The organism is Cognataquiflexum aquatile (assembly GCF_003316845.1).
In the GTDB taxonomy this organism is placed as follows: Bacteria; Bacteroidota; Bacteroidia; order Cytophagales; family Cyclobacteriaceae; genus Cognataquiflexum; species Cognataquiflexum aquatile.
This window is the reverse complement of record NZ_QMIK01000007.1, coordinates 117,245-134,927: the sequence shown is the minus strand read 5'-3', so window position 1 is coordinate 134,927 and position 17,683 is coordinate 117,245. Positions and strand designations below refer to the sequence as shown.

Sequence of the window (17,683 nt, the reverse complement as noted above, 5' to 3'; positions counted from 1 at the left end):
CTGCCAATTCCCGTTTGCTATTTGAATTCCCTGTGTATACCTTAAAGGGAAATTCCCCAACCGGGTTCAGGCCTGTAAACAGGATATGACAGGATAGAATACCGGGAAATAAAAAAAACTTTTATCATTCCAAAAAACCACCAATTCCCGGGAGTACCATCTTGGGCAATATGTATAAAGAAAAGCACATATGATAAACCCAATCAAAAACAACGGCAAAAGATTGTTACAAATCACCTTGATTTTGTTAGTCTCCACCATTTTTTACCAATGCAAAAAATCCGATTCACTTGATTTTAACAAAGGCTCCCACATTATCCTGATTGGTAACAACCTTGCCTCGAGGATGATGGAATACGGGCAGTTTGAGACAGAAATGCATGTGCGTTATCCTGATAGTTTGCTGTATATCCGCAATATGGGAGACGGGGGAGATACGCCGGGATTCAGACCGCATTCAGGCAGGGAGTCTCCTTGGGCATTTCCCGGAGCAGAAGAATTCCAGACTGAATATGCCAATAAATCAGGTTCTGAGGGTCATTTTGAATCTCCTGATGAGTGGCTTACCAGACATCAGGCTGATGTGATCCTGGCGTTTTTTGGATATAATGAGTCCTTTCAGGGTGTAGATGGACTTGACAATTATAAAGGCGAACTAGATGCATTTATCAAGCATACCCTCAAGCAACAATACAATGGGAAAGCTGCCCCCAAACTTGCCATCATTTCTCCCATTGCTTTTGAGGACCTTTCGGATATTCGGGATTTGCCGAATGGCAAAAAGGAAAATGAAAACCTAGCGCTGTATACCCAAGCGATGAAGGAGGTTTCTGAAAAGAATATAGTCCTTTTTGTGGACGCATTTACTCCCTCACAGGAATGGTATGATTCGAGTGCAGAACCTTTGACCATTGACGGTTCTCAGTTGAATGAAGAAGGATATAAGAAACTAGCCGTGCTGCTTGCCGATGTTGTTTTTGGGGATGATAATCCAAAAGCGGAAGAACACCGCACTTTGATCCATGATATGGTGATGGAGAAAAACTGGTTGTGGCACAATGACTACAAAATCCCCAACGGGGTCCATGTTTTTGGTCGCCGGTACGCGCCGTTTGGCCCGGATAATTATCCCGCAGAATTGGAAAAAATCCGTCAGATGACTGCCATCCGTGATGAGGCAATCTGGAAAGCAGCAAAAGGCGAGAAAATGGATCTGGCCGCAGCAGACAAAAATACCAGGACATTGCCTCCTGTAGAGACGAATTACAATCCCGAACAAAACGGAAGTACAGAATACCTCTACGGTCAGGATGCTTTGGACAAACTTACTGTTCCTGAAGGTTACAAAATCGAGATGTTTGCTTCGGAAGTGGAATTCCCTGACTTGGCCAATCCTGTGCAGATGAGCTTTGACAACAAAGGCAGACTGTGGGTAGCCACGGTTCCGAGTTACCCGCATTACAGGCCTGGAGATGCACGTCCAAATGACAAGCTCATTATCTTGGAAGATACCAATAGTGATGGTAAAGCGGACAAGCAAATCATTTTTGCCGACGGATTGCATCTACCGATGGGTTTTGAGATTGCTCCTGAGGGGGTATATATTTCCCAGGGAACCAACCTCAAAATCCTGATTGACACAGATGGGGATGACAAAGCCGACAAGATTGAAACACTTTTGAGCGGATTTGATGACCACGATACGCACCACGTGATTTCGGCTTTCGCGGCAGATCCGTCAGGATCCATTTACATGGCTGAGGGAGTCTTTTTGCATACCAATGTCGAAACTTCCTATGGTCCTGTCAGGGCGACAAATGGCGGATTTTACAGATTCAATCCTGCCAGAAGCCATCTTGAGCGTACCGCACAGTTGTCGATACCGAATCCCTGGGGAATTGCTTTTGACGATTGGGGGCAAAATTTCTTTGCCGAAACTTCAGGTCCTGATGTGAGGTGGATGATGCCGGGATCGGTATTGCCGAGGTATGGTGAAGCTACCCACAAATCTGAAAATCTGATTGAAGAAGCCCATAAAGTCCGCCCGACTTCAGGATTGGAATTCGTCTCCAGCAGACACTTCCCGGAGGAAGTACAGGGAGATATGCTGATCGCCAATACCATTGGATTTTTGGGGATGAAGCAACATCAGGTCATGGACGAAGGGACCGGTTTTATCACCAAATTCCGGCAGGATATTGTGAAAGGATCTGACCGTAATTTCCGTCCTGTGGACATGGAGTTTGCTCCTGACGGTTCACTTTATTTTATCGATTGGCACAATGTCCTGATCGGACACATGCAGCACAATGCCCGTGATCCGCTCCGTGACCACGTACATGGCCGGGTATATAGGATCACGTATCCATCCCGTCCTTTGGTTACTCCTGCGAAAGTTTATGGCGCATCCATTCCAGAATTGCTGGACAATCTGAAGCTGCCGGAATTCAGGACGCGTTACCGCACCCGCCGTGAACTCAGAGGAAGGGATCCCAAAGAAGTGCTTCCTGCCATTGAAGCTTGGGTATCAAAGCTGGATAAAAATGATCCCAATTATGAACATTATCTTTTGGAAGGATTGTGGGTGAGTTGGGGATTGAACAAGGTCGATCAAAAATTGCTCAAGCAAATGTTAAAGGCAAAGGATTTCAGGGCGAGAGCAGCTGCTGTGAGGGTACTTCGCTACTCAGGACATCAGGTAAATGATCAGGCCAGTTTGCTAATGGAAGCCGTCAAGGATGAGAATAGCAGAGTGCGCTTGGAAGCTATCGTGGCAGCATCTTGGTTGCCAAGGGAAAAGGGACTGCCGATATTGGCGGAAGCAGAAAAAATGCCTTTGGACAAATGGTCCATTCACGCACATGAAGCTGCAGTAGCCCATATCAATGGACTTTCAGTGAGAGAGAAAAAAGAGGAAACCATCAAGTCCAAGTTGACCGGCAGCGACCTCGAACTGTATAATATGGGCAAAGAAATCTATGCGAGAGACGGATTTTGCAGTACCTGTCACCAAAATGACGGACGTGGACTTTCCGCTTCTTTGTTTCCGCCTCTCGTGGGTACACCTTGGGTATTGGGAAGTGAGGAGCGCTTGATCAAAATTGTGCTGAAAGGATTGATGGGACCGATCACAGTATCGGGTAGGGAATATCCGGGTCAGGTTCCGATGACACCATATGAAGGGATGCTCAATGACAATGAAATCGCAGCGGTTTTGACTTACGTGAGAAACTCATTTGGCAATGAAGCTCCGCCCATAAGGCCTGATCAGGTAAAAGAAGTCAGGGCCAAGGTTGCTGACAAAAAGGGATTCTATTCTCCTGCCGAATTGCTAAAAGATCATCCGATGGAGAAATAGGAAGTTTGGAAGTGGGAAGATTGGAAGTTGGGAAGTGGGAAGTCAGGAAGATTGGAAGGTGGAATTGAAAAGAAGCAAAAAGCGATAGACAAGACCTTTGAGGTTTACTTGAACCTCGAAGGTCTTTTTTAGAAACCCGCGAGAAGATTGATCCATACCAAAATCAGTTAACCAAATAACCAAATAACCCATTAAGCCATTAACCCAATAACCATTTATTAATCCAACTTCATTGCCTTACCCTTTGGTTTTGACATAGGTTATTTTCCGAGACACAAAATGAATAGACCCAAAATTTTATTTCAATGCCTCTTCCTTTTACTTGTTGTTTTTGGTTGTAAACAAGCGAAGGAAAATCAGAATACAGATTCTGTACAAGGATTTATTCTTTCAGAATCCGATCTCCCTGACTTTGAAAAGGACATTGACCATAAAGGGCTTCTTACCGCATTGGGCGATAGGCATGACGAATCCATAAGGACCGGGGAGCATATTTACAATAATATCTGCTTCAATTGTCATGGAAATCCTGACCAGGTAGGATCGATTCCTACGGCATTCAAATTTTGGGAAGACACCTTCAAAGTGGGGAAAGATCCATATTCGATCTATCAGACCCTTACCCGAGGATATGGATCGATGCCTCCTCAAGTCAATTTGACTCCGGTAGAAAAGTATGACATCATCAATTATTTGAGAGAAACTTTTTTGCAAAAAGAAAACCCCGATCAATTCTTCGAAATCGATTCAGCGTATTTGGCCGGCTTGCCAACCGGGACAAACACAGGTCCTGCGCCTAAAGAATTCAAGCCTTGGGCAGAAATGGACTATGGGAATTTTTTGATCAATACCTATGAATTGGTCGGACGGAATGCCCCGGAAAGGGAACGATCCTCAGGTCCATCACCTCTTCCGGATGAAAATTTTTCCAAAAGCAATTTTGCCTATAAAGGAATAGCCATAAGACTGGATCAGGGAAAAGGTGGAGTAGCAGCCGGCAATGCCTGGATGATGTTTGACCATGACCTGATGAGAATTGCAGGAGCCTGGACAGGTGAAGGATTTATTGATTGGGAAGCGATTCTATTTAATGGAAGTCACAATATCTCACCGCGAACGGTAGGGGACCTTCACTTTCAAAACCCCGTTTCTCCCGGTTGGGCAGATCCCAATACAGGTACATTTGCCGACCCAAGGTTCACAGCCAGGGACAAAAGGAAATTTGGACCGTTGCCACGGGAGTGGGCGCATTACAAAGGGCTTTATCAGTATCAAGATCGGGTGATTGTTTCTTATACCGTTGGAAATGCTAAAGTTTTGGAAACTTTTGGATTGGAAACATTGGATAACCAACCTGTTTTCACCCGAACTTTAAACATTTCTCCCTCTGAAAAACCTTTGAAAATGAGAATTGCCCCAAGCGGGACATCCGTTGCACTCGTGGGTGAAGGTGCTGTTTTGAAAAATGAGGGAGGGTTTACCGTCATGGAACTTGTTCCTTCTTCATCTTTGAAGGTTAAAATCCTGATCACCGCACCCGGAATGAAAGGACTTCAGCAGTATTCAAAAACTTCGGCACCACCGGAGGACTTAAATCCACTGATCAAAGGCGGTCCTGCCCGTTATCCCCAAAAATTGACCACAGAAATCCTCAAAGGAGAGCAGGAAGGTCCTTTTCAGGTGGACATTATGAATCCGCCTTTTGACAGTCCATGGAAGAATCAATTCAGGTTGAGCGGACTGGACTTTTTCAAAGACTCTAACAAAGGGGTGATTTGTTCTACCGATGGAGATGTTTGGCTGGTGGAGGGCTTTACAAAAAATACGGGAAAACTTTCATGGCAACGAATAGCCTCAGGCATGTTTCAGCCTTTGGGGATAAAAGTAATCAATGAGGAAATTTTCATTACCTGCAGGGATCAGATTGTCCGTCTTCATGATTTCAACGGAGACAGGGAAACCGACTTTTATGAAAGTTTCAACAATGACCATATGGTCACGGACCATTTTCATGAATTTGCCATGGGACTTCAGGCGGATAAAGCAGGGAACCTTTATTACGCAAAAAGTGCCCGGCATGCCAGGGAAGCATTGGTGCCTCAGCACGGAACCCTGATCAAAGTAAGTGCAGACGGACTCCGGACCGAGATCATTGCTACCGGTTTTAGGGCTGCAAACGGAGTTTGTCTCAATCCTGACGGGACATTTATAGTCACTGACCAGGAAGGTCATTGGAATCCCATGAACCGGATCAATTGGGTGAAAAAAGGCGGTTTTTATGGAAATATGTTTGGATATAATCCACCCGCCGACAGCACTGAAAAGGGAATGGAATTGCCATTGGTCTGGGTAGATAGAGAAAGAGACCAATCACCGTCCGAGCTTTTGTGGGTAAATAGCAAAAAGTGGGGAGCCCTGAACGGGAAGCTTCTCAACTTCTCCTATGGCTATGGAAAAGTCTTTGTCGTCCCCTATGAAACATTAGGGGAGCAAGTTCAGGGAGGTATCTTTGAACTGCCGATACCTAGATTTTCTACCGGCGTGATGCGTGGGAGATTCAATCCTGGCGATGAGCAACTGTACCTCTGTGGCTTGTCGGCATGGGGTTCCACCCAGCCACAGTTGGGAGGGCTTTACCGCATCAGAAAAGTAGATCAGCCAATGGTAATTCCTGTAGGAATAAAAGCTACTACCCAAGGGATTGAGCTAAGCTTTACAGATGAATTGGATGTCCGAAGTGTTGCTGATACTGCCCACTACACGGTGAAAACCTGGGATCTATTGCGATCAAGAAAATATGGCTCAAAACACTACAATGAACAAACATTGTCAGTCACAAAAGCGGAATTGGGAAAAGATAAAAGATCCATCAAGCTTACCATACCCCTGATCAAGCCCACTTGGGGAATGGAGATTCAATATCGGGTCAAAGATGACGATGGGAAAGAGCTAGAAGGATTGATTCAGAATACAATCCATCAATTAGGGGGAAATTAACATCAATTATAAAAATGCGTTAGTCTACCCTCGTTTTTTTCAAAACTATTTTTTGATTGGAATTACCTGTTTTTTTATTAACTGAAGCTCTAATCCCATTTTTTAGTCAAGGCATTGAGGCTTGAGCGCAAAAAACTTTCTAAAAAAATAGTAAGTCAATAGTTATGTGTTTAACTTACCTTAAAAATAAGGACTCAGATATTGTTATTAACATATAGATTATGATAAAAGTAACTTTCATTTTTTCTCTCCTCTTCATGTTATCATTAAATCTTCAGGCTCAAGATAATGGTAAAGAGTTTTTGATAAAAGAATACTTAAAACAAAGTGAAAAACAGAAAAAGACCGGAATTAGATTTTTGGTTGTTGGAGCCGGTATGATGGGAGTAGGTATTATTGCGCTTGGTGTCAGCAGCGCATCTTCTGATTCAGGTGATGGAATTGGACCCTATCTATTTTATGTTGGTGTTCCTATCGCAATTATTGGAGTTCCTATAATTATAAGTTCCGCTTCAAAAGCTAGAAAAGCTGCCCATTTGAGTTTGGGTACCCAAACTGTCCGTGGTCTCACCCTTCCGCAAACACAAAAAGTATACCCTGCACTTACCTTTACTGTTAACCTTAATTCTTCGAACTGATGAAAACATTTTTTCTGGCAGTAATTTTATTGGGAATATCTTTTTATTCTCCTGCCCAATCTAATTCCGTACTGACTACACCCCAAGAACTATCAGAATTAAGTGATTCGCAATTTAAGGCAGGATTGATCTTAGTAGGAGGTGGTACAACCTTAGCAGTTACTTCTTTGGTAATCCCAGTAAAATATGACGATTTTGATGGTTCAAGTAACCAAAGATTAAGATCATTCTTAACAGTTACAGGATTATTATCAATTATGACCAGTGTACCATTGTTTCTAAGTTCAGGCTCAAATGCTAGGATGGCAGCACAACTTTCTCTTCAAAATCAGGCAGTTTATCAACCGATTTTCCTTCCTGGACAACCAAGAGATATTCCGGCATTGACACTGAGAATACCATTATAAATATTCGAGTGGAAAATCAGTTGAAGATTTACTTCCATTCTAAAGAAAAAATGTTTGTATAATGGCAGCGACCAAAACAAAACTCCTTATTCTATTATTTATTTTGGCGATAAGCTGTGGAAGAAATAATGAAACTGATGTCAAGGTTATTAGTGAAATTTTTCCAGAATTGATTGATAGTCTAGGGATTTCGGCCTTTAATTTCCCTCCACCTCCCCTCCCTCCACTTTTTGATAAAGAATTAAACATTATAGGAATTGACACAATAGCAGCAAATAAAATTTTAGAAAAGTATGAGCAGCAATTGGATAGCATTAATTTGATAGACAAAAGGTTACTTCTTGGGCTAGTTGATTCAAATTTACCGATTGACTTTAACGATTTGAGACAAATAGAATTTTTTGATAGCTTATTGATAAATGAAATAGTAGAAAATAATCAAGAAGTTGATAAACCTAGGTCCACTTGGGGTTTAAACCAATTTAATGTACCCGAAAATTATCAGTTAATTCTTGAATCTGATCTAAATAGGGAATATCCAAATACATGGGAAATAACTGATAGAAAGTTTGGTGGAATTCTAGCTTTTTCAAAAGTATATTTTGATGAAGAAAAAAAATATGGGGTTTTAATAGTTAATTATTACCCATTTAAAATGGAAGGTATTAGTTATTTTGTAATTATTGAATATTTAGAAAGTAAATGGAAGTTAAATAAAATGATAATAAACTGGATAACTTAAGCACATACGCTTTCGAACATCTTCTAGTATACAGTTTGAGTTACAGAGTGAATATGAATATTATTATCTTTTTTTATTTAGGTGAAAGTTTGAAGCAAACATCACCAAAAACCCACCTTCTTTAAGCTCAATCAGGTACCTCTCCAGGAGAATTTCACCACCATACATCGAACTAGGAATAACCTGTACAGTTGTAAAAAGGAAAACCCCACTTATTTTTTAGATCAACACCCCTCAACAATTCTTATAAAAATATTTCTGCGTCAGCCGCGCTTCAATTTCTTTGGCTGTCTTGGTGATGGACAATCCTCCGAGATTGGTACATCTCAGGGTGTTTGGGATACTTTTTCCCACTTCATACATGGTCTCAATGACTTCATCCAGAGGGATTAAATGGTCATAATCTGCCAAGGCCATATTGGCACAGGAAAGCGCATTGGAGGCGGCCATCACATTTCTGTTGAGGCAGGGAGCTTCTACCCTGTTACCAATCGGGTCACAAATCATTCCCAAAGAACTCTGTAAAGCCATCGAAGCCGCAGAAATGCTTTGATTGATGTTGCCTCCGGCCAAATGGACAATCGCAGCAGCTGCCATCGTCGCACCGGAACCACACTCGGCCTGACAGCCTCCCACTTCTGCTGCGAAGGTGGAATGCGCTGCAATAAATACTCCGATCAAACCTGCGATCATCAAGGCTTTGACGGTTTCCTCATCAGAAAGTCCCAACGTATCTGCTACTCCCAATACTGCTCCGGGCATAGCGCCACATGAACCCGCAGTTGGTGCCGCCACGATTACTCCCATGGAACTCTTGACCTCCATGATGGCGGACACATACATGATAATCCGGTTCAAAACATTCCCGTCAATCAGTTTTTTGTCCTCCATCATGGACTTGAATTTTACCGATTGGGGACCCAAGATTCTATCCTCAAAGGAAGTTCCTTTGAGTCCGGTTTCTACCGCATTTTTGAGAATGATCCGGATTTCGTTCATTTTGGAAAGGACTTCCACAGAGGTAATGTTGCCCCGGATACTTTCATACCGCACAGCCAATTCCCATAAACTCAAATTCTTGTCCCGATTGTAAGCCAGCATTTCATCACAGGTAATGAAAGGGACTGTTTGGTTGGTTCTGGTAAGTACAGGCAAAACAGGCTTTATCTGTTTGACTTGAGAAACTCCCTCAATGGTCTTTATTTCTTCAATCAGCGTTTCATCCAAAAAGCTTTGGGATTTTAACGCTAAAAAATCCCCTTCTTCCGTGTGAATTTCCATCTCTCCGAGGATGTCGGATTGCTGAAGGTAGCTTTTGAGCTTTTGTTTGTCTTTGGAATAAAACAAGGAAACAAAACAATCACCTGCCAAGGAAACCTTTGCCCCATCGATTTCGATGACTTCAATCATCCCTCCGCCGGTTGAAATGGCAATAACCTGATGGGTCTCCCAAGGATTGTGCAAGGTGATTTTATAGGTATTTGGATGCTCTGCCTGTATGTCTTTGATGTCTATTTTAACCTTGATCCCGGCAGCACCGATGTGCATTTCAGAATTGACCAAACGCTCATCATAGGCTTCCCAACCCAAAAAACCACCAAATAAGCCCATATCCGAACCTTGTTCTTTGTGCGTGGTAGCCAAAGAACCGTTAGGGTCAAAATCTATCTGGATTTCTGAAATCCTGCCATCCATCAGGTCATGGCAAATCCTCCCGATTCTCAGCGAAGCAGCACAATGGGAACTGGATGGGCCTCTCATGACAGGGCCGATGACGTCATTAAATATGCTGGGATAGTTCATGATACTTTCTGTTTTCTACTTAAATATAAAACTTAAACCTTTGAAAATTGTCATTCCCCAAATTCTTTAAACCAATTTATTGCATTTGGTAAAATTAAATTCCTCGAAATGAAATACCTCCGGCATTTAGCCCGACCGGGTTGCAGTTTTTTCATTGCAGGTTTGTGGTTCAAACCAATCCGTTAATCTGAAGAAAAGAATGTAAGCTGACCATTCATGGAGTGGGTGGAGGGATTTTATCATTGGTTTTTGAATTGCTAAAATGTAATTTCTATCTTGGATGGGAACTGATTTTTGGTCAAAGAAAAAAGTATGCAAACCACCTTTTCGAAAGAAACATATATAGAAAGAAGAAACCGGTTAAAGAAAATGATTGGCTCCGGAGTCCTCCTTTTTTTGGGAAATGAAGAAAGCAGTGTCAATTTCAAAGACAACTGGTATCCATTTAGACAGGATAGTACTTTCCTTTATTTTTTTGGACTGGATATGCCGGGTCTCACTGCTGTCATTGATATTGATCAGGATATTGAAATCCTCTATGGGGATAATTTGACTGTTGAAGAAACGGTGTGGCAAGGTTCCCATCCTCCTTTGTCAGATTTGGCAAACGAGGTTGGAATGAGTTACACCAAATCAAAAAGTGAGATAGGTAGTTTTTTGACATCTGGCAGAGATCAGCGAATCCATTTCCTTCCTCCCTATAGGCCTGAAAATCTTCAAAAACTAGCCGTTTGGCTTAAAAAGAACCATCAAGAGATTCATTCCCTTGTCTCGGTAGAGTTTATCAAAGCAGTTGTTTCGCTAAGGTCTATCAAGTCTGAGGAGGAAATCCGGGAGTTGACCAAAGCGGTGAACATCAGCGTAAAAATGCACCAAAAATTAATGTCAGCTGCCAAACCCGGAATGAAGGAATTCGAACTCTTGGGCTTGGTGACCGGTGAAGCGATTTCCTCAGGTGGAAGTTTATCTTTTCCGCCTATCATTACCATTGACGGACAGATTCTACACAATCACAATTATTCCAATACCCTGGTCAAAGGAAAAATGCTTTTGGGGGATTTTGGTGCTGAATCAGCTTCCCATTATGCAGGCGACATTACACGGACCATTCCTGTGGGATCAAGATTTTCTGATGGGCAAAGGGAAATCTATCGGATTATACTGAATGCCTATCACGCCGCAGTTGCTGCCTTAAAACCGGGAGTAATGTTCAAGGAAATTCACCTTTTGGCCTGTAGAAAACTCGCAGAAGGTCTTAAAGAACTTGGGATCATGAAGGGCAACTTGGATGAAGCAGTAAATCAGGGAGCTCACGCCTTGTTTTTCCAATGTGGTTTGGGACACATGTTGGGTATGGATGTGCACGATATGGAGGACTTGGGAGAGGAATATGTAGGATATACAGATGAACTGAAAAAAAGCAGTCAATTTGGTCTGAGGTCTCTCCGCTTGGGCAAAGAACTGGAGAAGGGTTATTGTGTCACGATCGAACCGGGAATCTATTTTATCCCAAAGCTGATCGATCAATGGCAGGCAGAAAATCTGCACAGTAATTTTATTGATTATGAAAAGCTTGCTCATTTCAGGGATTTTGGCGGGATCAGGGTGGAAGATGGGTTTGTGATTACAGACACCGGTTCCAGGATTTTGGGAGAACCATTACCAATAGAAATCATGGATGTTGAAAATATCAGAGCAAAAGCAATCCAATAACCCAATAACCCATTAACCAATAACCAATAACCCAATAACCATGAAAAAACTCGCCACAATAATATTCCTCTGCTTCCTGATTTTCCCATCAGTAGCCCAAACCCAAGATCATCAAAAACTTATCGACCTGGACCTTGGATGGGAAAAAGCCCTTTTGGAATCTGATGTTGATTTTTTGTCCAACCTACTGGCTGTCGATTTTGTGTGGGTTCACAACCATGCAAGTCTTATTGATGGACGGGAAGCGGTCGTGGCCAAGGCCAAGCGGATTCAATCTGGTCAGCCGAATGATACAAGAGGAAGGGTTTCCCGTGACCATAAGGTGGTGGTTTTGGGAAATACCGCCGTGGTGAGTGGCTATACGGTAGTGGACCGAGGACCAAGTCCGGTCACCTACCACTTTATGCGGACCTATGTCAAAGAAAAGGGTCAGTACAAGCTTTTGGCCAACCATACCATGGCAATCCCTGATGAGGAATTGAAGGGCAAGTGAGGTGTTAACTTAAAATAACCGCGCCACGTCCGTGTCTTCACGGACGTTTAACGATTTTTTTGATTGGTAGTGAGTTGGTTTTTAACAAATTGGGAATACGTAAATACGATATAGAAATGAACTTTGAACTTTTAATAGATACAATTTCCAAAACCCATAGCCACTTTCAGCAGCAGGCGCTCAAAGCTGTTAATGTATCGCTGACTTTAAGAAATTGGCTGATCGGGTACTATATTGTAGAGTTCGAGCAAAAGGGAGAGGATAGGGCATCTTATGGCACTGAACTGCTCAAGAAGTTATCACTTGAAATCAAAATAAAGGGGTTAGTGTCTGCTGAACTCTCGCGCTGTCGGCAGTTTTATTTTTGCTATCCGCAAATTCTTGGGTCAATGACCCAAGAATTCAATAATCTTTTACCATTTCAAATTCTTGGGTCACTGACCCCAAAATCTCAAATAGAAAAATCATTGCCAATTTTGAGGTCACCGACCTCCGAATCTAAATATGCTGTAAGCCAAATAAATGGGAGTGTATTGGTAAGTAAAATGTCCTTCACACATTTTGTGGAATTGATCAAAATTCAAGATAATTTAAAGCGGACATTCTACGAACTCGAATGCATCAAAGGCACTTGGAGCGTCCGAGAACTCAAACGCCAAATTAACAGCCTGTATTACGAACGAAGTGGAATGAGCATCAAGCCTGAAATGCTCAGCCAAATCACCCAACAAAAGGCAGAAGTCGCCAATCCTTCAGATATAGTGAAATCTGTCTATGCATTTGAATTTTTGGGATTGAAGGCTAAAGATGCGGTGGAGGAAAATGATTTGGAATCAGCCTTGCTTGACCATTTACAGGATTTTATGATGGAAATGGGACATGGTTTTTGCCTGGAGGCCCGACAAAAGAAAATCCTGATCGGAGATGAGTATTTTTTTATTGACTTGGTATTTTACCACCGCATCCTCAAATGTCATGTTTTGGTAGAGCTAAAAGTCGAGGACTTTAACCATCACAATATCGGGCAACTCAATACTTATGTAAACTATTACAAAGCCAACGTAATGCAAAGTGATGATAATCCCACAGTTGGGATATTATTGGTCACCAACAAAAACACTGCGTTGGTAGAGTTCGCCACCACAGGCATGGACAACAAATTATTCGTTTCCAAATACCTACTGGAATTGCCCAAAAAGGAAATACTTGAAGCATTTATTACCAATGAATTACAAAAATGGAACAGTTAGTCGCTTTAAAATCATCAAAACCCCAAAAATAAAACCATGCAAAAACTACCATTCAAATTCGGTGCTGAGGTGTATACCTGGTATATGAACAACAACGGAGAAACCTACAAAGACCAGTTGGGACATATGATCGAGATCATAGCCAAGGCAGGTTTTACCGGAATCCAACCTATTTTTTCCTGGATGGGCAAATTGTCGGATCCGGTTTTGTTGGAAGAAAAACTCAAAGAACAGGGCATTGAACTGGCCGCGGTAGCCTTGGCTTTGGACTGGAACGGTAAAGAAGAAACTGAGGAAGAGCGGAAGGTCGCAGACAATGCGATCGATTTGCTGCAGCGTTTTCCAGGCTCGGTCCTTTGTACGGTTCAGATTCCAACCGGCAGACATGATATCGTGCAGCGAAGAAAAAGCCTTACAGATATCGTGAACAGGGTTTCCCGAAGGGCCAAAGAAAAAGGAGTCGAAAGCAGTTTCCACCCAAATTCCCCCCATACCTCCATCACGAGGACAGAGGACGATTACAAAGTCATCCTGGAGGGACTTGACCTGTCTGCCACAGGTTGGTGTCCTGACGTCGGCCACATCATCAACGGCGGCATGGATCCCCTTGCCAAAATGAAAGAATACCAATCCATCATCAACCATGTGCATTACAAAGATTGGGATGGAAATCCGGAGTTTGCCCTGATGGGAAAAGGAAAAGTCGACCTGATCGGAATCACGCAGTGGCTCAAGGAAATCGGTTATGCAGGTTGGATCATCTGTGAGGACGAGGGAAAAGAAGCCTTGGAAGATCCTGATTTTGTCACTTTGCACGACGGAAAATGGATCCAGGAAACGCTTGTTCCGAGTTTGAAGATTTGAGATATGAGACGTGAGATATGAGATGCTAGAAACGAGAAGGAGAAGCGAGACTGGGAAAATGTCGGATGACCGATGTTGACGAAGATAAAAGTAGGGGTAAAGGTGTGTGGACCAAGAAGCGAGAAATTTGACACAAGACACAAGACATAAGATTCAAGACGGGAAGCCAAATTCTGAATATTATGGCAATCCAAAAACATTGATAAAAGCACAAACAATTAGACTAGTCTTGTCTGCCAACCACTAGAACAACTAGAACCATTACAACCCTTAACCATTAACAAATAACCAATAACCATTCTTTAAAAAATGCCAACCATAACCACCAACGGAACCAACATCTACTTTGAAGAAAAGGGCTCGGGAGAACCGCTGCTCCTGATCATGGGAATCACTGCCCCGGGAAGCGTCTGGGAAAAACATGTTGCCCATTGGGCAAAATCCTTTCGCTGTATCCTCGTGGACAACAGGGGAGTCGGCAAATCCGACAAGCCTGCAGGTCCATATACTTCCCTTCAGATGGCGCAGGACTGCATCGGCGTGTTGGATCACTTGGGTTTGGGTGCGGTCAAAGTAGCCGGCGTATCCATGGGCAGCATCATCGCCCAACAGATGGCGATCCATTTTCCTACAAGGGTCAAAGCCATGGTGCTGATGTGTCCTTGGGCACGTTGTGACAATTCTGCCAAGGCGATTTTCCAACACATGAAGGACTGCAAAGCAAGATTGAAACCTGAAGAATTCAGCGTTTATATCCAGTTATTGATTTTTTCCAAGCAATCATGGGACAATGAGGAATTTCATGCGGGTCTGTTGGAAGACAGGAAAAATGCCGCTTTGGATCCGAATCCTCAACCGCTGATCGGATTGGAAGGACAGGCTGCTGCTTGTGTGACACATGATGTACTTTCGGATTTGGCAAAAGTGAATTGCCCGGTTTTAGTCTTGGGTGGTGAAGAGGATATTTTTACGCCTGTATGGATGACCAAGGAAGTAGCCGCTGCAATTCCTAATTCGGTATTGCATATCTATGAGAAAAGTGGCCATGCTTTCCATTGGGAAAACCTGGAGGAATTTAATGACAGGGTTGATCAATGGTTGAAGAATCCAAATGGATCCATCCAGGTTTAATTTCTCAACTCCTTTTCTTTATTCTCAAATTTTCTCCTCATTTCCATTAATCTGCCATTGAATTTAGGGTTCAAGGCAAGGTTATTCTTTTCTAAGGGATCTGATTTCAAATCATATAATTCCTCATGCTGAGGATCATTGATGTAACGGAAATATTTCCAGTCCTCGGTCCTAAGGCCTTCACTTGGCGGTATAATATCCACCTGCCAAAGGTGTTCACAAATAAAATCCTCCCGACCCAAATTAGGACTGTTTTCTTCTAAAAATCCGGCTAAACTTAGACCTTGCCAAGAATTTGGTTTATCAAGCCCGGCAAGGTCAAAAATGGTCGGTGCTATATCAATATTCAAAACCAGGTCTTTTACTTTTCGGGCTTGGACAGATCGGGGATCATAAATGATCATCGGAACCCTAAGGGAATTATCATACATCAACCACTTTCCGGCCAGTTGGCGCTCTCCCAAAAAATAGCCGTTGTCACTCATAAAAATGATAACTGTATTTTTATCCTTTCCCTGTTTTGATAACTCTTTCCTTATCAACCCGATTTCATGATCAATTTCAGAAATCATCCTAAAGTATCCCTTCATACTCCTTTGGTATTTTTCCTTTGTGTCGAATCTCCAATGCCAACGTTTACGGTTTTCACCTTCCCGAACATAGGGAGGTAGCGCATCAAGATATTCCTGATCACTTAAAGGAGGCTCGGGAAAATATTGTGATGCATACAAAGAATCAAATTCCTTCTCCCAAAAATATTGCTCCTCTGCCGGATCATGGGCATGCGGGGCACTGAAACTTAAAGAAAGCATAAATGGTTTTTCTTTGGGTGCTTGGCGGATAAACTCAATCGCTTTTTGGCCCGTATAGCGGGTCAAATGAACCGTATCCATACCAAGTGTTTTAAAGAAATAGCCCCTTCTATCTTTGTAGCGATCCAATCGGTCGTAATTCTCGCCAATATCAAATAGCTCCTCGAAACCAGAATAATTGACACCGAATTTTCCGAAAAAGCCGGTGTTGTAACCGCTATTTCTCATCAAAGCAGGATAGGATTGATCAATAAATGGCTGCTTGATTTCCCCTTGTCCAAAAGTATACCCATGTGTTCTTTCATAAGTTCCTGTTAAAATGCTGGCCCTACTCGCCGCACAGATAGGAGTGGTTACAAAGGCATTTTCAAAAAATATCCCTTCCGAGGCAAGTCGGTCGATTTCAGGGGTAAAGATCAATTGGTTACCCGCAAATCCCAAAGCATCCCATCTTTGATCATCTGTGAGGATGAAAATGATATTGGGCCGGTCATCTTGAGAAAAACCAAGGAGATCTAAGCTTAGAATAATAGAGATGGTTAAAATCAGAATTCTTCCCATATTTTTTTGGGTAATTGTGAAATTACCAAAGTCTAGTCATTGCATAACAAATACCTACAGCCCATGCTTTTCTCCCATTTCCCTGATAAATCGATATCCACTTTCAGCCATTTCCCAAGGTTCTGAAAACTGCCTCCATACCCCAATGGCATTGGCAAAATCAGGATCGTTCCTTGTGAATCCTTCGATAGTCAGCCATCCTTTGTACTTGATAGCAGCCAAAGCGGCAAAAGTCTCATCCCAAGGCACATGCCCGGAACCCGGCGTGCCACGGTCGTTTTCACTGATGTGGAAGTGGGCAAGGTAAGGTGCGATGCGGTGTATGGCTTCTCCCAGTTTTTTCTCCTCCATATTGGCATGATGGGTGTCAAACATCGCCTTGACATTGGGGTGGTTGACGATTTTCAGCAGGTGAAAAAGCTGCTCCATGGTATTGCAGAGGTAGCATTCAAACCTGTTGAGCGCCTCAGGCGTCAGCAGGATTCCTGCCTGTGCGGCATAATCTCCCGCCTGATGGAGGATTTCAGCACTGCGCGCATACTCGATATCCTGAGGGGCGGCTTTGGAAAAAGTAGCAAAAGCAGAATGGAAAGGGCCACAAAGCACCTGCGAACCCAAATCATGCGAACGGTCAATAGTCCACTTGATTTTTTCAAGGCCCTTTTGGCGGACATCGTTATCCGGACTGACGAGGTTTTCTTCCGGACTGAGCACAAAAACCGTAGTGACCTCCAAGCCAATATTTTTGCAATGCTCTCCGATTCTTTTGTAGGCAGGGATATCGTCAGAGCCAACAAAAAACTCAGCACCATCATAGCCGATCTTTTTCAGCCTGTCCAAAATTGGTTTGAGGTCATCAGACATCGCTGCCGACCAAGCCAAAACATTAAATCCGATTTTATTCATGGGTTAAT

At 42.9% G+C, this 17,683-nt stretch carries 13 protein-coding genes; 10 read left to right on the top strand and 3 right to left on the bottom strand.

The genetic code is table 11. The features are described from left to right. The first annotated feature begins 190 nt into the window (after window positions 1-190). The 5 genes from DQW11_RS18975 (at window position 191) to DQW11_RS18955 (ending at window position 8,142) form a co-directional block, all read left to right on the top strand. Window positions 191-3,358: a PVC-type heme-binding CxxCH protein gene (locus DQW11_RS18975; protein ID WP_113925687.1), complete on the top strand. Its 3,168-nt coding sequence runs from the start codon at window positions 191-193 to the stop codon at window positions 3,356-3,358. Between the two features lie 279 nt (window positions 3,359-3,637). After that, complete coding sequence (locus tag DQW11_RS18970) at window positions 3,638-6,355, top strand: DUF6797 domain-containing protein (RefSeq protein ID WP_113925686.1); 2,718 nt, start codon at window positions 3,638-3,640, stop codon at window positions 6,353-6,355. Window positions 6,356-6,576: 221 nt separating this feature from the next. Beyond that, entirely contained in the window at window positions 6,577-6,993 is a 417-nt protein-coding gene (locus DQW11_RS18965) for a hypothetical protein (RefSeq protein ID WP_157966152.1), read from the top strand. After that, a complete protein-coding gene (locus DQW11_RS18960; RefSeq protein ID WP_113925684.1) occupies window positions 6,993-7,400 on the top strand; it encodes a hypothetical protein in 408 nt (135 codons plus the stop codon). The genes DQW11_RS18965 and DQW11_RS18960 overlap by 1 nt, the downstream gene beginning before the upstream one ends. A 61-nt stretch (window positions 7,401-7,461) precedes the next feature. Next, entirely contained in the window at window positions 7,462-8,142 is a 681-nt protein-coding gene (locus tag DQW11_RS18955; protein ID WP_113925683.1) for a hypothetical protein, read from the top strand. A gap of 234 nt (window positions 8,143-8,376) precedes the next feature. On the opposite strand, the gene DQW11_RS18950 is transcribed toward DQW11_RS18955, so the two are convergent. Continuing rightward, window positions 8,377-9,945: an L-serine ammonia-lyase, iron-sulfur-dependent, subunit alpha gene (locus tag DQW11_RS18950; RefSeq protein WP_113925682.1), complete on the bottom strand. Its 1,569-nt coding sequence runs from the start codon at window positions 9,943-9,945 to the stop codon at window positions 8,377-8,379. 312 nt (window positions 9,946-10,257) lie between these two features. Here DQW11_RS18950 and DQW11_RS18940 point away from each other — a divergent pair, with 312 nt between their 5' ends. From DQW11_RS18940 to DQW11_RS18920, 5 genes are all read left to right on the top strand, one after another. After that, a complete protein-coding gene (locus DQW11_RS18940) occupies window positions 10,258-11,658 on the top strand; it encodes an aminopeptidase P family protein (protein ID WP_113925680.1) in 1,401 nt (466 codons plus the stop codon). A 40-nt stretch (window positions 11,659-11,698) separates the two neighbouring features. Next, a complete protein-coding gene (locus DQW11_RS18935; protein ID WP_113925679.1) occupies window positions 11,699-12,151 on the top strand; it encodes a nuclear transport factor 2 family protein in 453 nt (150 codons plus the stop codon). Window positions 12,152-12,267: 116 nt separating this feature from the next. Further along, window positions 12,268-13,401, top strand: coding sequence for a PDDEXK nuclease domain-containing protein (locus DQW11_RS18930; RefSeq protein WP_113925678.1), 1,134 nt, complete (start codon window positions 12,268-12,270; stop codon window positions 13,399-13,401). A gap of 36 nt (window positions 13,402-13,437) precedes the next feature. Beyond that, complete coding sequence (locus DQW11_RS18925; protein ID WP_232826800.1) at window positions 13,438-14,265, top strand: sugar phosphate isomerase/epimerase family protein; 828 nt, start codon at window positions 13,438-13,440, stop codon at window positions 14,263-14,265. A gap of 309 nt (window positions 14,266-14,574) precedes the next feature. Next, window positions 14,575-15,396, top strand: coding sequence for an alpha/beta fold hydrolase (locus DQW11_RS18920; protein ID WP_113925677.1), 822 nt, complete (start codon window positions 14,575-14,577; stop codon window positions 15,394-15,396). Here DQW11_RS18920 and DQW11_RS18915 read toward each other — a convergent pair. Together DQW11_RS18915 and DQW11_RS18910 are read right to left on the bottom strand one after the other, a co-directional pair. Further along, window positions 15,393-16,769 carry a sulfatase family protein gene (locus tag DQW11_RS18915; RefSeq protein WP_113925676.1) on the bottom strand — a complete coding sequence of 459 codons (1,377 nt, stop codon included), beginning with the start codon at window positions 16,767-16,769 and terminating at the stop codon, window positions 15,393-15,395. The two genes, DQW11_RS18920 and DQW11_RS18915, sit on opposite strands and share 4 nt — an antisense overlap. Before the next feature lie 54 nt (window positions 16,770-16,823). Next, window positions 16,824-17,675 (bottom strand): sugar phosphate isomerase/epimerase family protein, encoded by an 852-nt coding sequence (locus DQW11_RS18910; RefSeq protein WP_113925675.1) that lies wholly within the window; start codon window positions 17,673-17,675, stop codon window positions 16,824-16,826. Between the last annotated feature and the right edge of the window lie 8 nt (window positions 17,676-17,683).

What these genes read in the sequence shown, in the direction of transcription:
- DQW11_RS18925 (WP_232826800.1), top strand. Translation starts at nt 13,438, where the DNA reads ATGCAAAAACTACCATTCAAATTCGGTGCTGAGGTGTATACCTGGTAT.
- DQW11_RS18920 (WP_113925677.1), top strand. Translation starts at nt 14,575, where the DNA reads ATGCCAACCATAACCACCAACGGAACCAACATCTACTTTGAAGAAAAG.
- DQW11_RS18955 (WP_113925683.1), top strand. Translation starts at nt 7,462, where the DNA reads ATGGCAGCGACCAAAACAAAACTCCTTATTCTATTATTTATTTTGGCG.
- DQW11_RS18975 (WP_113925687.1), top strand. Translation starts at nt 191, where the DNA reads ATGATAAACCCAATCAAAAACAACGGCAAAAGATTGTTACAAATCACC.
- DQW11_RS18950 (WP_113925682.1), bottom strand. Translation starts at nt 9,945, where the DNA reads ATGAACTATCCCAGCATATTTAATGACGTCATCGGCCCTGTCATGAGA.
- DQW11_RS18960 (WP_113925684.1), top strand. Translation starts at nt 6,993, where the DNA reads ATGAAAACATTTTTTCTGGCAGTAATTTTATTGGGAATATCTTTTTAT.
- DQW11_RS18965 (WP_157966152.1), top strand. Translation starts at nt 6,577, where the DNA reads ATGATAAAAGTAACTTTCATTTTTTCTCTCCTCTTCATGTTATCATTA.
- DQW11_RS18915 (WP_113925676.1), bottom strand. Translation starts at nt 16,769, where the DNA reads ATGGGAAGAATTCTGATTTTAACCATCTCTATTATTCTAAGCTTAGAT.
- DQW11_RS18935 (WP_113925679.1), top strand. Translation starts at nt 11,699, where the DNA reads ATGAAAAAACTCGCCACAATAATATTCCTCTGCTTCCTGATTTTCCCA.
- DQW11_RS18940 (WP_113925680.1), top strand. Translation starts at nt 10,258, where the DNA reads ATGCAAACCACCTTTTCGAAAGAAACATATATAGAAAGAAGAAACCGG.
- DQW11_RS18970 (WP_113925686.1), top strand. Translation starts at nt 3,638, where the DNA reads ATGAATAGACCCAAAATTTTATTTCAATGCCTCTTCCTTTTACTTGTT.
- DQW11_RS18910 (WP_113925675.1), bottom strand. Translation starts at nt 17,675, where the DNA reads ATGAATAAAATCGGATTTAATGTTTTGGCTTGGTCGGCAGCGATGTCT.
- DQW11_RS18930 (WP_113925678.1), top strand. Translation starts at nt 12,268, where the DNA reads ATGAACTTTGAACTTTTAATAGATACAATTTCCAAAACCCATAGCCAC.